18 protein-coding genes are annotated in these 19646 nt (G+C 72.6%); 9 read left to right on the top strand and 9 right to left on the bottom strand.

Annotated features, from left to right (window positions below; genetic code table 11):
* Nucleotides 1–89: 89 nt before the first annotated feature.
* The 4 genes from ACIPXC_RS24330 to ACIPXC_RS24315 all read right to left on the bottom strand — a co-directional run bounded on the left by ACIPXC_RS24330 (nucleotide 90) and on the right by ACIPXC_RS24315 (nucleotide 4457).
* Complete coding sequence (locus ACIPXC_RS24330; protein ID WP_401621929.1) at nucleotides 90–1481, bottom strand: glutamate decarboxylase; 1392 nt, start codon at nucleotides 1479–1481, stop codon at nucleotides 90–92.
* Between the two features lie 26 nt (nucleotides 1482–1507).
* Nucleotides 1508–2848, bottom strand: coding sequence for an MFS transporter (locus tag ACIPXC_RS24325; protein ID WP_401621937.1), 1341 nt, complete (start codon nucleotides 2846–2848; stop codon nucleotides 1508–1510).
* Between the two features lie 5 nt (nucleotides 2849–2853).
* Nucleotides 2854–3633 carry an ArsR/SmtB family transcription factor gene (locus tag ACIPXC_RS24320; protein ID WP_401621926.1) on the bottom strand — a complete coding sequence of 260 codons (780 nt, stop codon included), beginning with the start codon at nucleotides 3631–3633 and terminating at the stop codon, nucleotides 2854–2856.
* 95 nt (nucleotides 3634–3728) lie between these two features.
* Nucleotides 3729–4457: a TioE family transcriptional regulator gene (locus tag ACIPXC_RS24315; RefSeq protein WP_401621923.1), complete on the bottom strand. Its 729-nt coding sequence runs from the start codon at nucleotides 4455–4457 to the stop codon at nucleotides 3729–3731.
* Between the two features lie 58 nt (nucleotides 4458–4515).
* Between ACIPXC_RS24315 and ACIPXC_RS24310 the strand changes: the two genes are divergently transcribed.
* From ACIPXC_RS24310 to ACIPXC_RS24300, 3 genes are all read left to right on the top strand, one after another.
* Nucleotides 4516–5745, top strand: a complete 1230-nt coding sequence (locus tag ACIPXC_RS24310; protein ID WP_401621920.1) for an erythromycin esterase family protein — start codon at nucleotides 4516–4518, stop codon at nucleotides 5743–5745.
* A gap of 220 nt (nucleotides 5746–5965) precedes the next feature.
* The gene (locus ACIPXC_RS24305; RefSeq protein ID WP_401621917.1) at nucleotides 5966–6355 is read left to right on the top strand and encodes a tyrosinase cofactor; all 390 of its coding nucleotides are present in this window, start codon (nucleotides 5966–5968) and stop codon (nucleotides 6353–6355) included.
* A complete protein-coding gene (locus tag ACIPXC_RS24300; protein WP_401621914.1) occupies nucleotides 6352–7206 on the top strand; it encodes a tyrosinase family protein in 855 nt (284 codons plus the stop codon). Before ACIPXC_RS24305 ends, ACIPXC_RS24300 begins: the two co-directional genes overlap by 4 nt.
* Here the strand turns inward: ACIPXC_RS24300 and ACIPXC_RS24295 are convergent.
* Together ACIPXC_RS24295 and ACIPXC_RS24290 are read right to left on the bottom strand one after the other, a co-directional pair.
* A complete protein-coding gene (locus tag ACIPXC_RS24295) occupies nucleotides 7155–7865 on the bottom strand; it encodes a response regulator (RefSeq protein ID WP_401621911.1) in 711 nt (236 codons plus the stop codon). The two genes, ACIPXC_RS24300 and ACIPXC_RS24295, sit on opposite strands and share 52 nt — an antisense overlap.
* Nucleotides 7862–9490, bottom strand: coding sequence for an ATP-binding protein (locus ACIPXC_RS24290; RefSeq protein WP_401621909.1), 1629 nt, complete (start codon nucleotides 9488–9490; stop codon nucleotides 7862–7864). Before ACIPXC_RS24290 ends, ACIPXC_RS24295 begins: the two co-directional genes overlap by 4 nt.
* A 105-nt stretch (nucleotides 9491–9595) precedes the next feature.
* Here ACIPXC_RS24290 and ACIPXC_RS24285 point away from each other — a divergent pair, with 105 nt between their 5' ends.
* A complete protein-coding gene (locus ACIPXC_RS24285) occupies nucleotides 9596–11014 on the top strand; it encodes a cation:dicarboxylate symporter family transporter (protein WP_401621906.1) in 1419 nt (472 codons plus the stop codon).
* A 279-nt stretch (nucleotides 11015–11293) separates the two neighbouring features.
* Nucleotides 11294–13066 carry a S8 family peptidase gene (locus tag ACIPXC_RS24280; protein WP_401621934.1) on the top strand — a complete coding sequence of 591 codons (1773 nt, stop codon included), beginning with the start codon at nucleotides 11294–11296 and terminating at the stop codon, nucleotides 13064–13066.
* Nucleotides 13067–13399: 333 nt separating this feature from the next.
* Here ACIPXC_RS24280 and ACIPXC_RS24275 read toward each other — a convergent pair whose 3' ends face one another.
* Nucleotides 13400–14074: a (2Fe-2S)-binding protein gene (locus ACIPXC_RS24275; RefSeq protein ID WP_401621903.1), complete on the bottom strand. Its 675-nt coding sequence runs from the start codon at nucleotides 14072–14074 to the stop codon at nucleotides 13400–13402.
* A 60-nt stretch (nucleotides 14075–14134) separates the two neighbouring features.
* Nucleotides 14135–14545 carry a VOC family protein gene (locus ACIPXC_RS24270; protein ID WP_401621900.1) on the bottom strand — a complete coding sequence of 137 codons (411 nt, stop codon included), beginning with the start codon at nucleotides 14543–14545 and terminating at the stop codon, nucleotides 14135–14137.
* A gap of 513 nt (nucleotides 14546–15058) precedes the next feature.
* Here ACIPXC_RS24270 and ACIPXC_RS24265 point away from each other — a divergent pair.
* Nucleotides 15059–15745, top strand: a complete 687-nt coding sequence (locus tag ACIPXC_RS24265) for a GNAT family N-acetyltransferase (RefSeq protein WP_030820224.1) — start codon at nucleotides 15059–15061, stop codon at nucleotides 15743–15745.
* A 361-nt stretch (nucleotides 15746–16106) separates the two neighbouring features.
* On the top strand, nucleotides 16107–17369 hold the full coding sequence (locus ACIPXC_RS24260) for an alpha/beta hydrolase (protein WP_401621897.1): 1263 nt from the start codon (nucleotides 16107–16109) through the stop codon (nucleotides 17367–17369).
* On the opposite strand, the gene ACIPXC_RS24255 is transcribed toward ACIPXC_RS24260, so the two are convergent.
* Nucleotides 17347–18828: a carboxylesterase/lipase family protein gene (locus tag ACIPXC_RS24255; protein WP_401621894.1), complete on the bottom strand. Its 1482-nt coding sequence runs from the start codon at nucleotides 18826–18828 to the stop codon at nucleotides 17347–17349. The two genes, ACIPXC_RS24260 and ACIPXC_RS24255, sit on opposite strands and share 23 nt — an antisense overlap.
* 98 nt (nucleotides 18829–18926) lie before the next feature.
* Between ACIPXC_RS24255 and ACIPXC_RS24250 the strand changes: the two genes are divergently transcribed.
* Complete coding sequence (locus ACIPXC_RS24250) at nucleotides 18927–19247, top strand: hypothetical protein (protein WP_401621891.1); 321 nt, start codon at nucleotides 18927–18929, stop codon at nucleotides 19245–19247.
* Between the two features lie 95 nt (nucleotides 19248–19342).
* Nucleotides 19343–19627 carry a chaplin gene (locus ACIPXC_RS24245; RefSeq protein WP_386457577.1) on the top strand — a complete coding sequence of 95 codons (285 nt, stop codon included), beginning with the start codon at nucleotides 19343–19345 and terminating at the stop codon, nucleotides 19625–19627.
* Nucleotides 19628–19646 lie beyond the last annotated feature (19 nt).

Genomic DNA, 19646 nt, shown 5'->3' with positions numbered 1-19646 from the left:
GTAGCTCCGCTACGAGGATATTCGTCCCGCACGCCGAGGGCACGCACCGAACGCCGCTCCTTGCTCCACGGGGCAACTCAATACAGGCCCTAGTGGTGAAATCCGGACCGGGGTGCGGTGGCCGGTGCGGGCGGGGGCGAGGCCGTCAGGTGTTCGACGGCGCGGCGCAGGTCCGCGACGAGCAGGGCGATCTGGTCGCGGGTGACTCCGTGGCGGACCAGGACGCGCTGGATGACGGTGTCGTCGCGGTCGGCGGGCAGCGGGTACGAGGGCACCTGCCAGCCGCGCATCCGCAGCCGGTCGGAGAGGTCGTAGAGGGTGAAGGGGGAGGAGTCCGGGTCGGTGAGCGTGTAGGAGACGGCGGGCAGGGCTCCCTTGCCGTCGTAGAGGAGGGTGAAGGGGCCCATGTCGGCGATCTGGCGCGCCAGGTACTGGGCGGTGTCGGCGCAGGCCTGCTGGACCCTGGTGTAGCCGCCCCGGCCGAGGCGCAGGAACAGGTAGTACTGGGCGACGATCTCACCGCCGGGGCGGGAGAAGTTGAGGGCGAAGGTCGGCATGTCGCCGCCCAGGTAGTCCACCTTGAAGACGAGTTCGTCGGGGAGCATGTCGGCGGAGCGCCAGATGATCCAGCCCACTCCGAGGGGCGCGAGTCCGTACTTGTGGCCGGAGGTGTTGACGGAGGCGACGCGCGGCAGCCGGAAGTCCCACACCACGTCGGGGTGGAGGAAGGGCGCGACGAAGCCGCCGCTCGCGCCGTCGACGTGGATGGGGACGTCCCAGCCGTGCTCGGCCTGGATCCGGTCGAGTTCGGCGGCGAGTTCGGCGACGGGCTCGTAGTCGCAGGTGTAGGTGACGCCGAGGATGGCGACGACGCCGATGGTGTTCTCGTCGACGTACTGGGCGAGCTGATGGGGCTGCAGTCCGGTGGCGCCGGGCTCCAGCGGGACCTGGCGCAGCTCGACGTCGAAGTAGCGGGCGAACTTGTCCCAGCAGATCTGGACCGGCCCGCAGACCAGGTTCGGGCGGTCGGTGGGAAGCCCCGCGGCGCGGCGGCGTTCGCGCCAGCGCCATTTGAGGGCGAGGCCGCCGAGCATGGCGGCCTCGCTGGAGCCCGTGGTGGAGCATCCGGTCGCGGTGGTGCCGGCGGGGGCGTTCCACAGGTCGGCCAGGATGTTGACGCACCGGGACTCGATCTCGGCGGTCTGCGGGTACTCGTCCTTGTCGATCATGTTCTTGTCGAGACAGACGTTCATCAGGCGGTGCACGCCCTCGTCCGACCAGGTGGTGCAGAACGTCGCGAGGTTCTGGGAGGCGTTGCCGTCGAGCAGGAGCTCGTTGCGGAGGAGCTCGTAGACGACCTCGGTGGGCGAGTGGTCCTCCGGAATCCGGTACTTGGGGAGGATCTGGCCGCTCAACGTGGACGCGAACACGTCCGTATCGGCGTCCTGGCGGGATACGTCCTTCGTCTCATGCAGAGCCATAGCGGGACTATAAGTGACAAAGCTCGCTATTCATTGGCAGAACGGACATCGGCGCGGGGTGCGGCCTGCAGGCCGTCGGCGGGTGGAGCCGCCTCGGACCGCCGGCCGTCGCGGCCCGACCACAGGAGGGCGGCCGCCAGAAGGGCGCCCCCTCCCAGCAGCCAGGGCAGCGGGCCCGGCGGGAGAAGGCCCGCGATCGCACCGGTGAGGGCTGCCGACAGCTGCAGGGCGAGGGACTGCACGGACAGGGCCGTGGCCCGCCCCGATCCTTCGACACAGCGGTGCAGCAGCTCACCCTCGTTCGGGCCCGCAGCACCGAGCCCGAGGTAGACCAGCCCGAAGCCGGCGGCCGCGAGGACCGCCGGGCCCGTCCCGGCGGACGCCGCCGTGGCGGCCAGCAGGAACAGGCCGCCCGCCGCGGCGCAGAGGCTCACCAGGACGGCCCGCTCCCCGCTGCCGGCCAGCGCGGCGGCGCGGGGCGCGAGATGGCTGCCGACGGCGGAACACGCGAATCCGGCACAGGCGAGCAGAGCAAAGAGCACCGCACCCGACTCCGCAGCACCCGTCAGGGCCGCCGTGCGGCCCGGTGTGAGCAGCTCGACCACGGACAGCGCGCCGCCGGCGCCCGCCGCGCCGAGGAGGACCCGCCGGACCAGCGGGTCGCGTCCGCCGAGGCGCAGCCCGCCCGACACGGTGGCCGGGATGCCCCGGAGCACGCCGCGCAGCGTGGTCGCCGGCCGGGGCGGCTCGGTCAGGGCGGCCAGGGCGTGGACGACGAAGGCGACCTCGACCGCCGCGCCCAGCAGCAGCGGGACGGAAAGGGGCAGCACCAGCCCGGAGGTCGCCGCGCCCAGCCGGGCTCCGAGGTCCGGTCCGACTCCGAGGAGCCAGGGCAGGGCGCCGCCCAGCAGGGTGCCGCTCGCGAGCGCGGCGGACTTCGCGGAGGAGCCGCGGGCCAGGCCGGTGCGCAGTTCGGCGCCGGGACCGGCCGAGGCCTGGACGGTGTCGACGTACCAGGCCTCGGCCGGCCCGCTGGACAGGGCACGGCCCGCGCCCATCAGCGCCATGCCGAGTCCGAGCTGCCAGGGGGCGGTGCCCAGGGCCACGAGGGTGAGGGCGGCCAGGTTGGCCACGCCCGCGGCCGCCAGGACGCCTCGGCGCCCGAGGGCGTCGGACAGTCCCCCGGTGGGCAGTTCCAGCGCGACGACGGTGAGGGAGTGGGCGGCGAAGCAGCCGGCGATGGCCGCCAGCGTCAGGCCGCGCTCGGTGAGCAGCAGGATCAGGGGGGCGATCGTGAGCCCCAGTGGCAGCCAGAACAGGACGCATACCGTGACGTAGCGTCGGCGTGCGGCGGACGGGTCCGGCATCGTGCTCACGAGGCGTCCCCGGCGGCTCCGGCAGCCCCGGCAGCCCCGGTGTCGCCAGCGGCCCCGGCGTCCCCCGCGTCTCCCGTGGCCCCGGCGGCTCCAGTGACCCCCGCGGCCCCGGAGTCGCCGTCGGCTCCGGCGTCCCCCGTGGCCCCGGTGACCCCCGCGGCTCCCGCGGCTCCGTCCGGGCCGGCTCCGGTCTCGCGCGGCGCCAGCGGCAGGCCGGCGGTGAGGAGCACGACCTGCACCGCGCGCGGGTCGTCCGCGTCGCGCGCGGCCAGGTCCCGCAGGCGCCCGCGGAAGGATTCCCACAGTTCGGTGAGGGACTCGGGGGTCAGCCGGGGCATCCGGTCGCTGATCCCGGAGGGCTCCACCCATTCCCCGCCGAGCCGGCCCTCGGCGATGTCGGCCTCGTGCCGGACGAGCGACTCCTCCAGGTGCTGGATCTGCAGCCTGCGGGAGAGGGTGACGTAGGCGCGGCTGCCCGGCGTGGCCTCCATGGCCCGGTTGCTCCAGGAGGTCAGGGCGTGCACCGCCCGCCAGCGGCGCTCCCGCCCGTCGCGGTGCTCGGCCTCGGCGACGAACGCGTACTTCGCCAGCACCCGCAGGTGGTAGCTGGTGGAGGCGGACGACTCCGCTGTCCTGACGGCGAGTTCGCTGGCGGTGGCGGGGCCGTCCTGCCGCAGCATTCCGAGCAGCCGGATGCGCAGGGGGTGCGTGAGGGCCTTGAGCGCCGCCGCGTCCTGTTCGGGATCGAGAACGCGTTTTTGATCTTCGCTGGGCATGAGGGGGAGGATAGGGCGGCCCGCACACTCTCCAAAAGTATCTTTGCAGAAGCTTTTCGGGAGAGTTCACACCGCGTGCGACGGCTGCCGGGCCGTCAGGGGCGGGCGTGGAGGTACGCCTCCAGCCCGGCCGCGCCGGTGAGCAGGGCGCGGCCACGGGAGGACAGGCGGTCGCGCCAGGTGTGCAGCGCCGCCTCCAGGGGTTCCAGTCCGCCGGCTGCGCGGACCTCCGCGAGCAGCGGGGCGATCTGCTCCAGCAGGTAGCCGCCCCGCCTGAGCTGACGGGTCAGGCACGCGTCCCGTACGGCCGCCTCGTCGTAGACGCGGTAGCCGGTCACCGGGTCGCGGCGCGGGCGGACGAGTCCGGCCCGTTCCCACACCCGCAGGGTCGCGGGACGGATGCCGAGCCGGTCCGCGAGGGGCCCGATGAACAGCTCGCCGGGGGCGGACACGAAGGGGAACGTCGGCCGGGCGGGAGCCAGGTCGCGCAGGGCGTCCTCCACCGCCCGGAGGGTCCGCCGGTCCGCGAGCAGTTGTGCGTGGCTCTCGTCGATGAGGCGGAACGCCTCCTCCGCCGCGCCCCCGTTCACCGCCCGCATGATCGACGTCGCCGTCCGGTGTCCGTGGCCGGGCACGAGGGCGAGGAAGGCGTCCAGGGCGTGAGCGTGGAGCGGGGTGTAGGTGCGATGGCCGTGGGGTGTGCGGTCGGCGGGCGGCAGGATGCCCGCCTCCTCGTAGTTCCTGACGGCCTGGGTGGACAGGCCTCGCCCGCGCGCCAGATCGACCGGCCTCAGCCGCTCACGGGTTTTAAGGTTTCGCCCCATCCGCCCGACGATATCGCGCGAAAGTTTCAACCGGTGCTTCAACGATAGCGTTGAAGGCATGGCTACCGACATCAAGAACGTCGTCCACGCCGTCGAGGCCGGCGCCGTCATGGGCCTGCTCCCGGCCCGGCCGCGGGTGCTCGCACTGGGCGAGCCCACCCACGGCGAGGACGCCCTGCTCGACGTGCGCAACGAACTCTTCCGGCAGCTCGTCGAGGAGGAGGGCTACCGGACGATCGCGATCGAGAGCGACTGCCTGACGGGGTTGCTCGTCGACGCGTACGTCACCTCCGGCACCGGCAGCCTCGACGAGGTCATGGAGCACGGGTTCAGCCACGGCTTCGGCGCGTCCGAGGCCAACCGTGAACTCGTGTGCTGGATGCGGGCGTACAACGACGGCCGGCCCCCGTCCGACCGGCTCCGCTTCGCCGGGGTCGACGGTCCGCTGGAGATGACCGGAGCCGCGAGCCCCCGGCAGGCCCTCACCGCGCTCCACTCCTACCTCGCGTCCCACGTCGACGAGGACCTGCTTCCCTGCACGGCGCACACCCTCGACGGGCTGCTCGGCGCCGACGACCGCTGGAGCGAGCCCGCCGCGATGACGGACCCGGCGCGGTCGGTGGGCCGGTCCGCCGAGGCCGGGGAACTGCGGCTGCTCGCCGACGACCTCGTGGCGCTGCTCGACGCGCGGACCCCGCAGCTGATCGCGGCGACCTCGCGGGAGGAGTGGGAGCCGGCCCGGTTGCACGGACGCACGGCCACCGGCCTGCTGCGCTACCACTTCTGGATGGCCGACGCCTCTCCCGGCCGCATGGCCCGGCTGCTCGGCCAGCGGGACCTGATGATGGCCGAGAACCTCCTCGCCCTCGCCGAACGCGGCCCCACCCTGGTCCACGCCCACAACAGCCACCTCCAGCGGGCGAGGAGCTCGATGCGGATGGGCGGCCTGCCGCTGGAGTGGTGGAGTGCGGGATCGATCGCGAGCGCCCGCCTCGGCGAGGAGTACGCCTTCTTCGCGACGGCCCTCGGCACGATCCGGCACCGGGGCGTCGACGCCCCGCAGCCGGGCACGCTGGAAGGGCTGCTGTACGCGCTCCCTGACGACCTCTGCGTCGTCGACTCCCCCGGCCTCGGCGCCGCCCTCGCCGACACGCTCGCCGCACCCCGCGCGTCCGCGTGGTTCGGCTACTTCCCGTTCGAACCGGCCCACTTGGCGGTGACCGACGGGCTCGTGTTCATCAAGGACATCCCGCAGGGCCGTGCCACGTCCATCCGACCGTCCCCCTGACGCTCTGCTTCCGGCCGACTCTGCCGTGTGACACCGTTCATACGACCCCCGCCCGTCAGGAGAAATTACCGTCCAGTAGGGTAGATCCCGCAGATCTTCCCGTCCGGACCCCAGGAGCCGGTCCGGACGGGAAGATCATCCAACTTGTTCTACCGGCAACTTATCCGTCGATGTCCGGATACCAGTGGGGCCCCTTCCGAGCGCTGATACCTCTTCGGGCATGAACAAGATCACCCGCCGTCAGGCTCTGGGGACAACTGCCGGTGCGCTCACCGTCCTCGGCCTGACCGCCGCAGCAACGAGCGTCGCCACGAGCGCCGCCGCGACCCCCGCCGCGCCCACACCCCCGGGCACGGTCGACGAGGTCTACCAGGGCCGTCGCATCCAGATCACCCCCGGCGCAGGAGGCCACCACGGCGGCCACCACTCACCCGGTCAACCCACCGTCCGCATAGACGGCAGAGAACTCCACATCATGCAGAACGCCGACGGCAGCTGGATCAGCGTGATCAACCACTACGAGACCTTCACCGAGCCCAAGCTGCTCGCCCGAGCCGCCGTCCGCGACCTCCAGGGCGCTCCCCTCGTCCCCTTCGGAGGTGTGGCATGACCGTCCGCAAGAACCAGGCCACGCTGACCGCCGACGAGAAGCGTGCCTTCACCTCGGCCCTGCTGGAGCTCAAGCGCAACGGCAGCTACGACCGCTTTGTCACCACCCACAACGGCTTCATCATGAGCGACACCGACTCCGGCGACCGCGTCGGCCACCGCTCCCCCTCCTTCCTGCCCTGGCACCGCCGCTTCCTGCTGGAGTTCGAGGAGGCGCTGCAGGCGGTCGACGCGAGCGTCGCGCTGCCCTACTGGGACTGGACCGTCGACCGCACCACCCGCGCCTCCCTGTGGGCCCCCGATTTCCTCGGCGGCAGCGGGCGGGCCCGGGACGGACAGGTCATCGACGGCCCCTTCGCCTACTCCACCGGCCGCTGGAACATCGACGTGCGCGTGGACGGGCGCCCCTACCTGCGGCGCGCGCTCGGGGCGGGCGTCGCGCAGCTGCCGACCCGCGCCGAGGTGGACTCCGTCCTGGCCATGCCGGTCTACGACATGGCTCCCTGGAACAGCTCCTCGGGCGGCTTCCGCAATCACCTGGAGGGCTGGCGCGGGGCCAACCTGCACAACCGGGTGCACGTGTGGGTCGGCGGACAGATGTCCACCGGGGTCTCCCCCAACGACCCGGTGTTCTGGATGCACCACGCCTTCATCGACAAGCTGTGGGCGGACTGGCAGGCCAAGCACCCGCAGTCCACGTACCTGCCGGCCGCCGGCACGACGAACGTGGTGGACCTGAACGACACCATGCGGCCGTGGAACAACGTGACCCCGGCGGACATGCTCGACCACCGCAAGTTCTACACCTTCGACACCGAACCGGCCGCCGCCGCCGCCGCCAGCCACCGGTAGTGCAGTTCGGGGCGGCCGACCTGGCCGTACCGGGGGGTCCGGTCCGCGCGGCCGGTGTCCACCAGGTGCTCCAGGTAGCGGCGGGCGGTGATCCGGGAGATCCCGGCCGCCTCGGCCGTCCCCGCCGCGGTCAGCCCCTCGGGCGCGGCCCGCAGCAGGGCGGCGACCCGGTCCAGGGTCGGCGCGCTCAGTCCCTTGGGGAGTTCGGCCGGGCGGGGGGCGCGCAGGGCGGCCATCGCCCGGTCCACGTCGTCCTGGCCGGCCGCCTCGCCCGCCGCCTGGCGGAACTCGGCGTAGCGCAGCAGCCGTTCGCGCAGGGTCGGGAAGGCGAAGGGCTTCAGGACGTACTGGACCACGCCGAGCGAGACGCTCTCACGGACCACGGCCAGGTCCCGGGCGGAGGTCACCACGATCACGTCGACGGGGTGCCCGGCGGCCCGCAGTCCGCGCGCGAACCGCAGGCCGTGCCCGTCGGGCAGACCGAGGTCGAGCAGCAGCAGGTCGACCCTGGTGCGCTCCAGCACCCGGGTGGCCTCCGCGAGCGAGTGGACGGCTCCGACGGCGGTGAAGCCGGGCACCCGGTCGACGTAGAGCGCGTGCGCGTCGGCGGCGACCTGGTCGTCCTCGACCACGAGCACGCGCACCTCGGCGCCGCTCATCGCGCGTCTCCCGCGACCCGGGCCCGCTCCGCCGCCCGCCCGGGCACCCTGGGCAGCCGTACGGTGAACTCCGCGCCGCCGCCCGGCCCCTCCGAGGCGACCACCGAACCGCCGTGGCGCTCCGCGACCTGGCGGACGAGGGCGAGGCCCAGGCCGCGGCCCTCGCCCTTGCCCGACCAGCCCCGGCGGAACACGTCCACCCCCTCGGGCAGTCCGGGTCCGTTGTCCGCGACCCGCAGCAGCAGCCCCTCGCGCTCGGGCCGCAGGGTGACCGCTATCCGCGCGCCCGGCACGGCCGTCACCGCGTCGACGGCGTTGTCCATGAGGTTGCCGAGCACGGTCACGAGGTCACGGGCCGGCGGCAGTCCGGCCAGGTCGGCGAGACGTCGGCTGTCGGCGGTGACGACGAGTTCGATGCCCCGCTCGTGCGCCTGGGCGGCCTTGCCCAGCAGCAGCGCGACCAGGACCGGCTCGCCCACGGCGGTGACCACCTCGTCGGTGAGGGCCTGGGCCAGTTCCAGCTCGGCGGTGGCGAAGTCCACCGCGTCCTGCGCGCGGCCGAGCTCGATGAGCGAGACCACGGTGTGCAGCCGGTTGGCCGCCTCGTGGGCCTGGGAGCGCAGCGCCTGTGTGAAGCCCCGCTCGTGGTCCAGCTCACCGGTCAGCGCCTGCAGTTCCGTGTGGTCGCGCAGGGTGACCACGGTGCCCCGGCGGCCGCCGCCGGCGACCGGCGCGCTGTTGACCACCAGCACCCGGTCCGCCGTCAGGTGCACCTCGTCCACCCGGGGCCGGTCGGCCAGCAGCACGCCGGTGAGGGGGGCCGGCAGGCCGAGGTCGGCCGCCCCGGTGCCGGTGACGTCCGCCGGCAGGCCCAGCAGCTCGCGGCCCGCGTCGTTGATCAGGGTGATCCGGCGCTGTCCGTCGAGCATCAGCAACCCCTCGCGCACGCCGTGCAGGGCCGCCTGGTGGTAGTCGTACATCGCGCTGAGCTCGGCCGCGTTCATGCCGTGAGTGTGGCGGCGCAGCCGGGCGTTGACGACGTACGTGCCCACGCCGCCGAGGGCGAGCGCGCCTCCCGCGACCCAGACGAGGGCCGAGAGCTGCGCGCCGAGCCGGTCGCTGACGGCGCGGACGGTGATCCCCGCGCTCACCAGGCCCACGATCCTGCTGCCGTCCTCCAGCGGGGTGACCACGCGGATGGAGGGGCCGAGGGTGCCGGTGTAGGTCTCGCTGAAGGTCTCGCCGCGCAGGGCCGCGGCGGTGTTGCCCAGGAAGGGCTCGCCGATCCGGCGCGGATCGGGATGGGTCCAGCGCCTGCCGTCCGGAGCCATGATCGTCACGAAGTCGACCCCGGAGTCCACGCGGACCTTCTGGGCGTAGGGCTGGAGCTCGACCGACGGGTCGCTCCCGCGCGCCGCTCCCCGTACCGCCTCCCGCACGGAGGGCGAGTCCGCGACGGCCCGCGCCACCGCCCCCGCCTGGCGCCTGGCGGCCTCCTCGGCCTGCCCCCGGGCGGTGGCGTAGGCGAAGACGGCGCAGCCGGCCACGACCACGGCCACCAGCAGGACCTGCATGGCGAAGAGCTGGCCGGCGAGGCTGCGCGGCGGGCGAGGGAAGCGGAACATGGCGCTCAGTGTGCACCGGGTCGTGAACTCAATGAACGCAAGGGTGACCGGGGTCACAGCCCTGGGTGATGGTCTCCCCGGACGACTTCACCACCAGGAGGCATCGTGGCCGCCAAGCGCGACAGAACGCACTATCTCTACATCGCGGTGATCGCCGCGGTGCTGCTCGGCATCGGGGTCGGGTTCGCCGCGCCCGGCGTGGCCGTGGAGCTCAAACCGCTGGGCACGGGCTTCGTGAACCTCATCAAGATGATGATCTCGCCCGTGATCTTCTGCACGATCGTGCTGGGCATCGGCTCCGTGCGCAAGGCGGCCAAGGTGGGCGCCGTGGGCGGACTGGCCCTCGGCTACTTCATGGTCATGTCCACGGTGGCGCTGGCCATCGGTCTGCTGGTCGGCAACCTCCTGGAGCCGGGCAGCGGGCTGCAGCTGACCGAGGCGGCGCGCAGCGCGGGCGAGGCGCAGGCCGCGGCGGGCGGGGCCGAGAGTACGACGGAGTTCCTGCTGGGGATCATCCCGACCACGATGGTCTCCGCCTTCACCGGCGGCGAGGTGCTCCAGACACTGCTGGTGGCCCTGCTGTGCGGGTTCGCGCTCCAGGCCATGGGCGCGGCGGGCGAACCGGTGCTCCGGGGCATCGGACACGTACAGAAGCTGGTGTTCCGGGTGCTCGCGATGATCATGTGGGCGGCTCCCGTGGGTGCCTTCGGGGCGATCGCGGCGGTGGTCGGGGCAACGGGCATCGACGCGCTGAAGTCCCTCGCCGTCATCATGATCGGCTTCTACACCACCTGCCTGCTCTTCGTCTTCCTGGTGCTGGGCACCCTGCTGCGCGTCTGCACGGGCGTCAGCATCTTCGCCCTGCTGCGCTACCTGGGCCGGGAGTTCCTGCTGATCCTCTCCACCTCCTCGTCGGAGTCGGCGCTGCCGCGGCTGATCGCGAAGATGGAGCACCTGGGCGTCTCGCGGCCGGTCACCGGCATCACCGTGCCGACCGGGTACTCCTTCAACCTGGACGGGACCGCGATCTACCTGACGATGTCCTCGCTGTTCGTCGCCGAGGCCATGGGCACGCCGCTGGCCCTGGGCGAACAGGTCTCGTTGCTGCTCTTCATGGTCATCGCCTCGAAGGGCGCGGCCGGGGTGACCGGCGCGGGCCTGGCCACCCTCGCCGGCGGCCTCCAGTCGCACCGGCCGGAACTGGTCGACGGGGTCGGCCTGATCGTGGGCATCGACCGGTTCATGAGCGAGGCCCGGGCGCTGACGAACTTCGCGGGCAACGCGGTCGCCACGGTGCTCATCGGGACGTGGACGAAGGAGTTCGACCGCGACCGGGCCGCGGAAGTCCTGGCGGGACGCGCGCCGTTCGACGAGAAGACGCTGGTCGACGACGGGCACGGGACGGATACGGCCGAAGCGGACACGGCCGCGACCGGCGCCGCGGACACGGCTGCGGACACCACCGCTGACACGACCGCCGTGCCGGCCCCGGCACACAACCCCAAGGACGGCGTACCGGTCTGACACCCTCCTCCGGCCGGTCCGCCCGTACGCGGCCGGCCGGGCAGGGCTCGCCCCCACGGTGCCCAGCCCGGCCGGCCCGCCACATTCTCCGCACTTGCACCCATAGTCGGTATTCGGCCACCGATAAACGAACCCCCGTGCTGTAAAAGGTACTTCCGTAACCGGCCGCGTGCATGACATCTTGCGTCCACCACTTGTTTCGTACGACCCGGCCTGACCACCGGGTCAACGGAGGACGCATTGATACCCCACATATCCAGCCGACCTCGACGTACCCTCGTGCTGGCCGCCACGCTCGGCGCCGCACTCGCCTTCGGGGCCCCCGCCGCGCTCGCCGGCACCGCTCCGGTCTCTCCGTCCGGCTCCGCCGCCTCCGCTCCCGCGGCGGCGCCCCGGGCCGCGGCCCCTGCTTCCCAGAGTGCGACCTGGGTTGCCGGCACCCGCGCCTACCTCGTGATCACCGCGCCCGGTGACACCACGGCGGTCCGCAACGCGGTCACCGCCAACGGCGGAACGGTCTTCCAGTACTACGACGCGATCGGCGTCATCACCGCCCACTCCGCCTCGGCCTCCTTCGCCGCCACCATGCGCGGCGTCAGCGGGGTCCAGCAGGTCGGCGCCACCCGCACCTCGGATGTGCCGGCGGACGCCTACAACCCGGCGCTGCCCGCCAACCCGGCGCAGTCCACGACGCCTTCGGGCGAGCCGGTCCGCGCCGACATGACCCAGATCAAGGCCGACCAGGCCTGGGCGGTCACCACCGGCTCCGCGTCCGTCAAGGTCGGCATCCTGGACACCGGTGTGGACGACCAGCACCAGGACCTGGCCCCGAACTTCAACGCCGCGGACTCCGCCTCCTGCGCGTACGGCAAGCCGGACACCCGTACGGGCGCCTGGCGCGACATCGGCACCCACGGTACGCACGTGGCCGGCACGGTCGCCGCCGCCAAGAACGGCAAGGGCGTCATCGGCGTGGCCCCCGGCGTGAAGATCTCCTCGGTGCGCATCGCCGAGCCGAACTCCTCGCTGTTCTTCGCCGAGAACACCATCTGCGGCTTCATGTGGGCCGGTGACCACGGCTTCAAGGTCACCAACAACAGCTACTACACGGACCCGTGGCAGTTCAACTGCCCGGACAACGCCGACCAGGCAGCCATCATCGAGGGCGTCAAGCGCGCCCAGGAGTACGCCGAGGGCAAGGGCTCGCTGCAGGTCGCGGCGGCCGGCAACTCCAACCTCGACCTGGCGAACAAGACGACCGACACCGAGAGCCCGAACGACTCGACGCCGGTCAGGCGCACCATCACCAACGCCTGCCTGGACATCCCGACCGAGCTCCCGGGCGTGGTCACCGTCTCGGCGATGGGCACCACCGCGAAGGCCTCGTACTCCAACTACGGCCTGAACGTCATCGACGTCACGGCCCCCGGCGGCGACGCCACCGGCATCTACAGCACCCTGCCGGGCGGCAAGTACGGCTCCATGAGCGGCACCTCGATGGCCTCGCCGCACGTGGCCGGTGTGGCGGCGCTGATGGTCAGCACCAACCCGGGCATCACCCCGGCGCAGCTGCGCGACAAGCTGGCCACCCAGGCCAACGACGTCGCCTGCCCGTCGGACAGCCGCTGCAAGGGCACCACGGCGAAGAACGGCTTCTTCGGCGAGGGCCAGGTCGACGCCCTCAAGGCGGTCGGCAGCACCCCGCCGCCCGGCACGTACTTCGAGAACACCGCGGACGTCGCCATCGGTGACCACACCACGGTGGAGAGCCCCCTCACCGTCAGCGGCGTGACCGGCAACGCCCCGGCCACCCTCAAGGTCGGCGTGAACATCGTCCACACCTACATCGGTGACCTCAAGGTCGACCTGATCGCGCCGGACGGCTCCGTCTACACGGTCCACAACCGCTCCGGCGGCAGCGCCGACAACATCAACCAGGTCTACACCGTCAACGCCTCCTCCGAGGTCGCGAACGGCACCTGGAAGCTCCGGGTCAACGACAACGCCCGCGGCGACATCGGCAAGATCGACTCCTGGAACCTCACCTTCTGAGGTCTCCTGCGGTCTCCTGAGGTCTCCTGATCCGGTGGAGCGGGACGGCACCCAGCGCCGCAGGACGTCGGCGAGCCAGCCGAAGACGACGTCGCAGTGCTGCTGCGGGGCCATCGGGGAGCAGTGCAACTGCGCCCCGGTGGCCTTCGTCGGTTTCACGTACTCCCGCCGCGTGCGGAGCAGTTCGTACATCTCGCGCGGCTGCCCCGGGTAGAACTGCTCGACGTCGTAGTCCAGGACGGGTCTGCTCGGAGAGACCGGCCGCCTTGATCGTGTCGACCGCGGTCAGCACCTCGCCCCGCGCCCTGCCCTGCCCTGCTCCGAGCGGGCCGCTCAGCGCGGCCGGGTGCGCAGGACGCAGTCGCCGCACAGGCCGCCGCCGGGCACCCGGTAGTACAGGCAGCAGCTGCGCCGTACGAAGGCCACGCCGAGCCCCTCCTCGTGGACGAACGTGCCGGTGCCCGCGAGCGCGCCGCCCTCGGCCAGCAGAGCGCGTACCACCTCGACCGCCGCGCCGCCGGGCACCCGGTCGATCAGCACCCGCAGGGCGCCGACCAGGCCGGACGCGGCGTTTCCCCGCAGGACCGTCGGGGACACCCCGTACCGCCGGCGCAGGTCCGCCTCCAGCAGGGTCAGGTTGCCCAGGACCGACTCCCCCAGCCCGTCGACGGGGCGGGCGGCGGGCTCGGGCAGCCAGAGCTGGAGCGAGCCCTCCTCCGGCAGCCGCCACCACACCCGGTCGGCGGCCAGGTCCGGCACCCGCCCGTCCAGCGCCGCGCACCCCAGCCCGATCGACCACAGCCGGGAGGCGATCCCGAACTGCGCGGTCGAGGCGGCCACCCTGCCGGGACCGCTGCCGATCCGGCGGCCCACCTCGGCCACGTACGGCCCGAGCTGCTCGCCGTAGAGGGCGGTGAGGGGCCGGAAGCCCGGGCCGGGCGGCTCCTGCCCGTACGGGACCGTGAAGAAGGGCCCCACGGCGGCCAGTCGCCGCAGTACGTCGTCCATACCCGGAATGATCTCAGGCCCGCGCCTGGACGTGCTCACGTCAGCGCCTCCGGTGCCCGGTCAGGCGGGGTCCGGGGTCGCTCCTTCCAGGACCTCCACGTAGTGCGGGTTGCGCATGATCCCCAGCACGTTGCCGAAGGGGTCGGTGACCGCCGCCGTGACGAAACCGCCATCACCGTGCGCGGTCACCGGCTGGTACTCCTGAGCTCCCAGCTCCAGGAGCCTGCGGTGGACCCCCGGGAGGTCGTCGACGGCCCAGTAGGCCACCGCGCCGCCCGGCTCCTTCGCGGCTCCCGGCGGGGCGTAGCGGCGGTCGACGATGCCGATCTCGTGCTGGTAGTCGCCGATCCGGAACTCCGCGTACCCGGGCCGCTCGAAGTACGGCGCGGTGCCGAGCACCTCGGTGTACCAGGCCTTCGCCGCCTCCAGGTCGTCGGCCCAGAAGTTGATCGTCGCAAATCCGCGCAGCATGAGCACCCTCCTCGACGTGATCCTCCGGCGACTCTACGGCGGCCCCGGGTGGCGCAGTCGTGTGGCCCGCGATCCGACCGCCCGTGGACACTTCACCGACGGCCGTGCGTTCGAGGCCCGGACCGGCGGGAGGGCCGCGGCGTCACCGGCGGGGAGGGCCGGCGGAACGCCGCCCGGCTGTGCCGCGGATCTCACCGCATCACCGCAGGTCAGGAGTGATCGCGTGGCGTCCGGAGGCCGTGCGCGCGGCCGTCCGGGGGGCCCGCGCGGCCCAGGGGAAGGGATGTCCGAAGATCAGGATTACGGGGGCTGTGCCGCGGGGACCCAAGTCGGCGAAAACCGGCGTCACACCATTGCCAAATTGGGGCTTCATGGAAGGACTTCAAGGGGTTACATTGAGCCACTCGCGTTCATCTGACAGCCGATCGTCTTTCACTCGTGTTTTGCACGGGGGGCGACGTCGTGGACGCAGACTGTGCAACCACCCCACCGCCCAGAAGGACCGAAGGCTCCGTGCCCGTACCCGTACACCTCGCGGGCCGCACCGTGCGGCTCGAGCCCCTCGCACCCCACCACACCGAGGCCCTGGCCGTGGCCGGTGCCGAGGATCGTACGACTTACGCCTTCACCCCCGTACCCCACGGGGTGCAGGCGTCACACGAGTACATCGACCGCGCCCTCGCCGATCAGGCTGCGGGTCGATCGCTCCCGTTCGCCATCGTCAGAGCCACTGACGGGCGGGTGGTCGGTTCGACCCGGTTCCTGGAACTCGACTACTGGCAGGGGCCGCTGGTGTGGCCCGCCGTGCCCGGCGTCCCGTTCGGCGATCCGGCGACGGCGATCCCCGATGCCGCCGAGATCGGCAATACCTGGCTGTCCCCGACCGCCCAGGGCACCGGCATCAACACCGAGGCGAAGCTGCTCATGCTCCGCCACGCCTTCGAGACCTGGGGTGTCCGGCGCATCTCGCTGCGCGCCGACGCGCGCAACGGCCGGTCCCGGGCCGCGATGGAACGTCTCGGCTTCACCTGCGAGGGGGTCCGCCGGGCCCATTCGCGGGGGCTGGACGGCGCCGTCCGCAGCACCGCCTTCTACTCGATCCTCGACGAGGAGTGGCCGGCCGTACGGTCGATCATCGAGCTGAGGCTTTCGGCGGGGGCGCAGCGCAAGCGCCGCCGCAAGACGCTGATCCCGGCCTAGGGAGTCGGAAGAACGGAAAAACGGTCCTGCCCCGGCCCTCGTCCCGCCCCCTCATCCGAGGAAGGCCGGGGCGAGGGCCGATTCCATCCGCCCGGACGGGGCCCGCCCCAGCCGGCGGACACGGCGTACAGGTCGCCTCCGGGCGGGGCGGGCGTTCCCGGGGCGGAGCGGGGCGGGCGCTCCAGGGGAGGGGCGGGCGTTCCCGGGGCGGGGCGGGGCGGGCAATGGGCTGCCCCAGGAAACCCCAAGAGAAGGGAAAGTGCGGAACCCCGACGTACTTCCGTTCATCTTCCGAACGGAAGAACCGAGTCGTCGGACCACCCGCCCCTCTGGGGCAGCACCAGCCGGAGAGCCACCGCACATGTCGTACGCACCCGAGGGGCAGCAGCACCAGCCGTACAGGCCGGAGGGGCACACCCCGCAGCCGCCCTACGGCGACCCGTACGGGCAGCCGTACGGGCAGGGACAGTCCCCCTACGGTGAGCAGTACGGCGGGCACCCCGGGCAGCCGGGGCAGCCTCCGCGGGAGCACCGGGAGCAGGAGCGGCCCGAGCGGCCGCGCCGCCGGGGCCGGCGCGGGCTGATCGCCGCCGTCTGCGTCCTCGCGCTCGCGGGCACGGCCGCCGGCGTGATGACCTACTACGAGATACCCCCGTTCACCGACAAGGGCTCCTCGGTGTCCTTCGGGCAGAACGGCGGCGGCGCGGGTTCCGGCCAGGGCGGTCCGGGGGACGCCCGGCAGCCGGCGAACTCCAGGATGCTGATGCCGACGGGGCCGGCCGCCGAGTTCAAGAACTCGATGACGCTGCCCGACGGCACGCACGTGGCCGTGACCACCCTGGACGGCAAGAAGTCCGGCTTCAAGGGCAAGGTCTGGGTCTGGGCCCCCAAGGAGTACGACGACCCGAAGTTCGCCAAGAGCGGCTTCCCGGTCATGATCGCCCTCCCGGGCGGCGCGGGTTACCCGAACAACTACTGGATGGGCACCGACCTCGGCCTCCAGACCAGCATCAGCAAGTGGTACGCGGAGGGGAAGAGCAAGCCCTTCCTGCTGGCGATGCCGGTGCTCAACCCCGGCCCGGACGACAAGGGCGTCTACTGGGACGGCTCCGACATCCCCGGCCAGCCGAAGATGGGCACCTGGCTGACCGAGGACGTCCCGGACCTGATGAAGGCGAACTTCCGCACGGTGAAGTCCCGTGACGGCTGGGCGTTCATGGGCTCGTCCACCGGTGGGTTCGCCGGGATGAAGGCCGTGCTGAAGCACCCGGACAAGTTCAAGGCCGTGATCGCCTCCGGCCCGGACATCGTCCCGGACTCCTCCCTGTGGAAGGGCCACGACAAGGAGAAGGCCGAGAACAACCCGGAGCTGCTGGCCCAGCAGCTGATCGACACCAAGGGCCCGGACGTCTACATCGCCTTCCAGGTCGGCGACAACGAGAGCAACAAGAAGACCCTGCCCGACGTGCAGAAGTTCGTCGCCGCCTTCGGCGACAAGGGGCCCGTGCACACCAGCCTGCGGGTGATCCCGGGGGGCCGGCACAACGCCAAGACCTATGTCCCGAACATGGGCGAGGGCCCGATCCAGTACATCAGCAAGGTCATGGAAGGACCGGTCGAGTAGCCGCCGGCGCCTCCGTCCGCTCGCGCTCCGGCCCGCCGAAGACCTTCGGCGGGCCGTCGCCGTTCCAGGGCGCCCAGCCCGGGGAGCCCGTCGTCGCGAACCGCACCCACGCCGCGTGCATCTCGTCGGCGAGCGCCTGGGGGGCGGCCGGACCGGCCAGTGCGGCGGCCTCGGGCACGGACAGGGTGTCGAACACGAAGCCCAGCTCCAGGGCGTGGCAGGCGCCGAGCCCCGGGACGCCCGAGCACCAGGCGAACTCGTACAGGAAGCTCGGCGCCGTCCGCCGCACCGCCGCGAGCCTGCGCAGCGGATCGCGCAGCAGCCGGTCGGTGAAGAGCTGCCCGGCGAGCTCGGCCGGTCCGGCACCGGGCAGGGCGTCGCGCAGCTCCTGTACGGCGGCCCGGTCCTTGCCGGTGCGGGCTCGGGCCAGCGCCACGGCGAGCGGGCCCAGCCGGTCCAGGAGCCGCATCCCGCCGGTCGGGGCGAGCCAGAGCCGGTACTCCTCGGTGGTCCATCCGAACAGCAGCGGGATGTCGTCGGAGGGCGCGTCCGTGTCGGCGGTCAGGGCGTCGATCGGGTCGACGGGCAGCGTGTCCGGGTCGACGACCAGGCCGAAGGCGGGGCCGCCGAGGAGGGGGCCCGATCGGCGCAGGACGGCCGCCTGGGCGGCCAGCAGGTCGGGCAGGGAGGTGGCGGTGAAGGCGTCGGCGGTGGCCTCCGCCTTCAGCAGCGAGGCCATCCGCCGGACGATGGCGCGCACCCTGGAGCGCGCCGTCGCCTCGGGGGCTCCGCTCTGCAGGGCCGCACGGTGGAAGAGTCCGGCCGCGCGCGGGGCGGCCAGGAGGGCGCCGATGCTGATGGCCCCGGCGGATTCGCCGAAGAGGGTGACGCGGCCGGGGTCTCCGCCGAAGGCCCCGACGTTGTCGCGGACCCATTCGAGGGCGGCGATCTGGTCCAGCATGCCGCGGTTGGCGGGTGCGTCGGGGAACAGCCCGTACCCGAGGACGCCGAGGCGGAAGTTGAAGGAGACCAGCACCACGCCGTCGCGGGCGAAGGCGGCGCCGTCGTAGACGGGCACGGCCGAGGAGCCCCGGGTGTGCGCCCCGCCGTGGATCCACACCATGACCGGCAGCCCGGCCCCGGGGGTCGGGTCCGGCGTCCACACGTTCACGTTCAGGCAGCCGTCGCCGGGGATGACCGGGTCGGTCAGCAGGGCCGCGAACGCGGGCGGGTAGGGCACCTTCGGCGCGGTCGGGCCGAAGGCCAGGGCCTCGCGCACACCGTCCCAGGCGGCCGGTGGCGCGGGCGGCGCGAAGCGGAGGGCGCCGACGGGCGGGGCCGCGTACGGGATGCCCAGGAAGACGGAGACCCCGTCGGCCCCGGTACGGCCCTCGACCAGGCCGGCCCCGGTCCTGACCCGTGGCCGGTCCCGCCCGCCCGCGACGCCCTCTGTGCTCATCCCGTCCTCCTGCCGCTGTACCGGTCCCGCACGGTCGCACAGCCGTCCAACGGGTGACAAGGCGTGACCGGCCCGGGGACCGGCCCGGTTGGACGGGCATGCGAATCCTGCGTATCCACCACACTCTGCCCGTCCTGCTGCTGGCGGGCATCTCGTGCGTCGCCGGTCCGGCCCACGCCGCAGGGCCGGATTTCCAGTACGTCGGCCAGGACGACCGGGTCCACGGGCTCACCGCGCCGCGGGGCTGCGTGGCCGCGGAGGGCGGCGGCGGCCGTGCGGTCACCAACGCGACCCGGGGGACGGCGATCCTCCATCAGGGGCCCCGCTGCACGGGCCGGGTCGTGGGGACGTTGCGGGCCGGGGAGGCCACTCAGGTGCGGCCCTCCTTCGCCTCCGTCGATTTTCCCGTCACCGGGTAGGCGCGGGGGCCGTGACCCCACGGCCCTCCCGGCGTTGTATGCCATGTCAAATGCCACAGACTCTGTGGCGCCCCACATCTCACGAGGAGATCTTGATGTCGCGTATCGCGAAGGCATTCGCCATCACCGCTGTCACCGGTAGCGCCGTGGTCGCCGGTGCGGGCCTGGCTGTCGCCGATGCCGGAGCGCACGGTGCGGCGGTCGGCTCCCCCGGTGTCCTGTCGGGCAACCTGCTCCAGGTTCCGGTGCACGTCCCGGTCAACGTCTGCGGCAACACCGTGAACGTCATCGGTCTGCTGAACCCGGCGTTCGGCAACACCTGCGTCAACGCCTCGGGCGGCGGCGGCCACCACACCGAGGGTGCGGGCTACGGCCACTGATCACCTGCTCGGCCGAAGG

The organism is Streptomyces sp. NPDC090021 (assembly GCF_044748225.1).
Taxonomy (GTDB): domain Bacteria; phylum Actinomycetota; class Actinomycetes; order Streptomycetales; family Streptomycetaceae; genus Streptomyces.
This window is presented reverse-complemented; position numbering and strand designations above follow the sequence as displayed.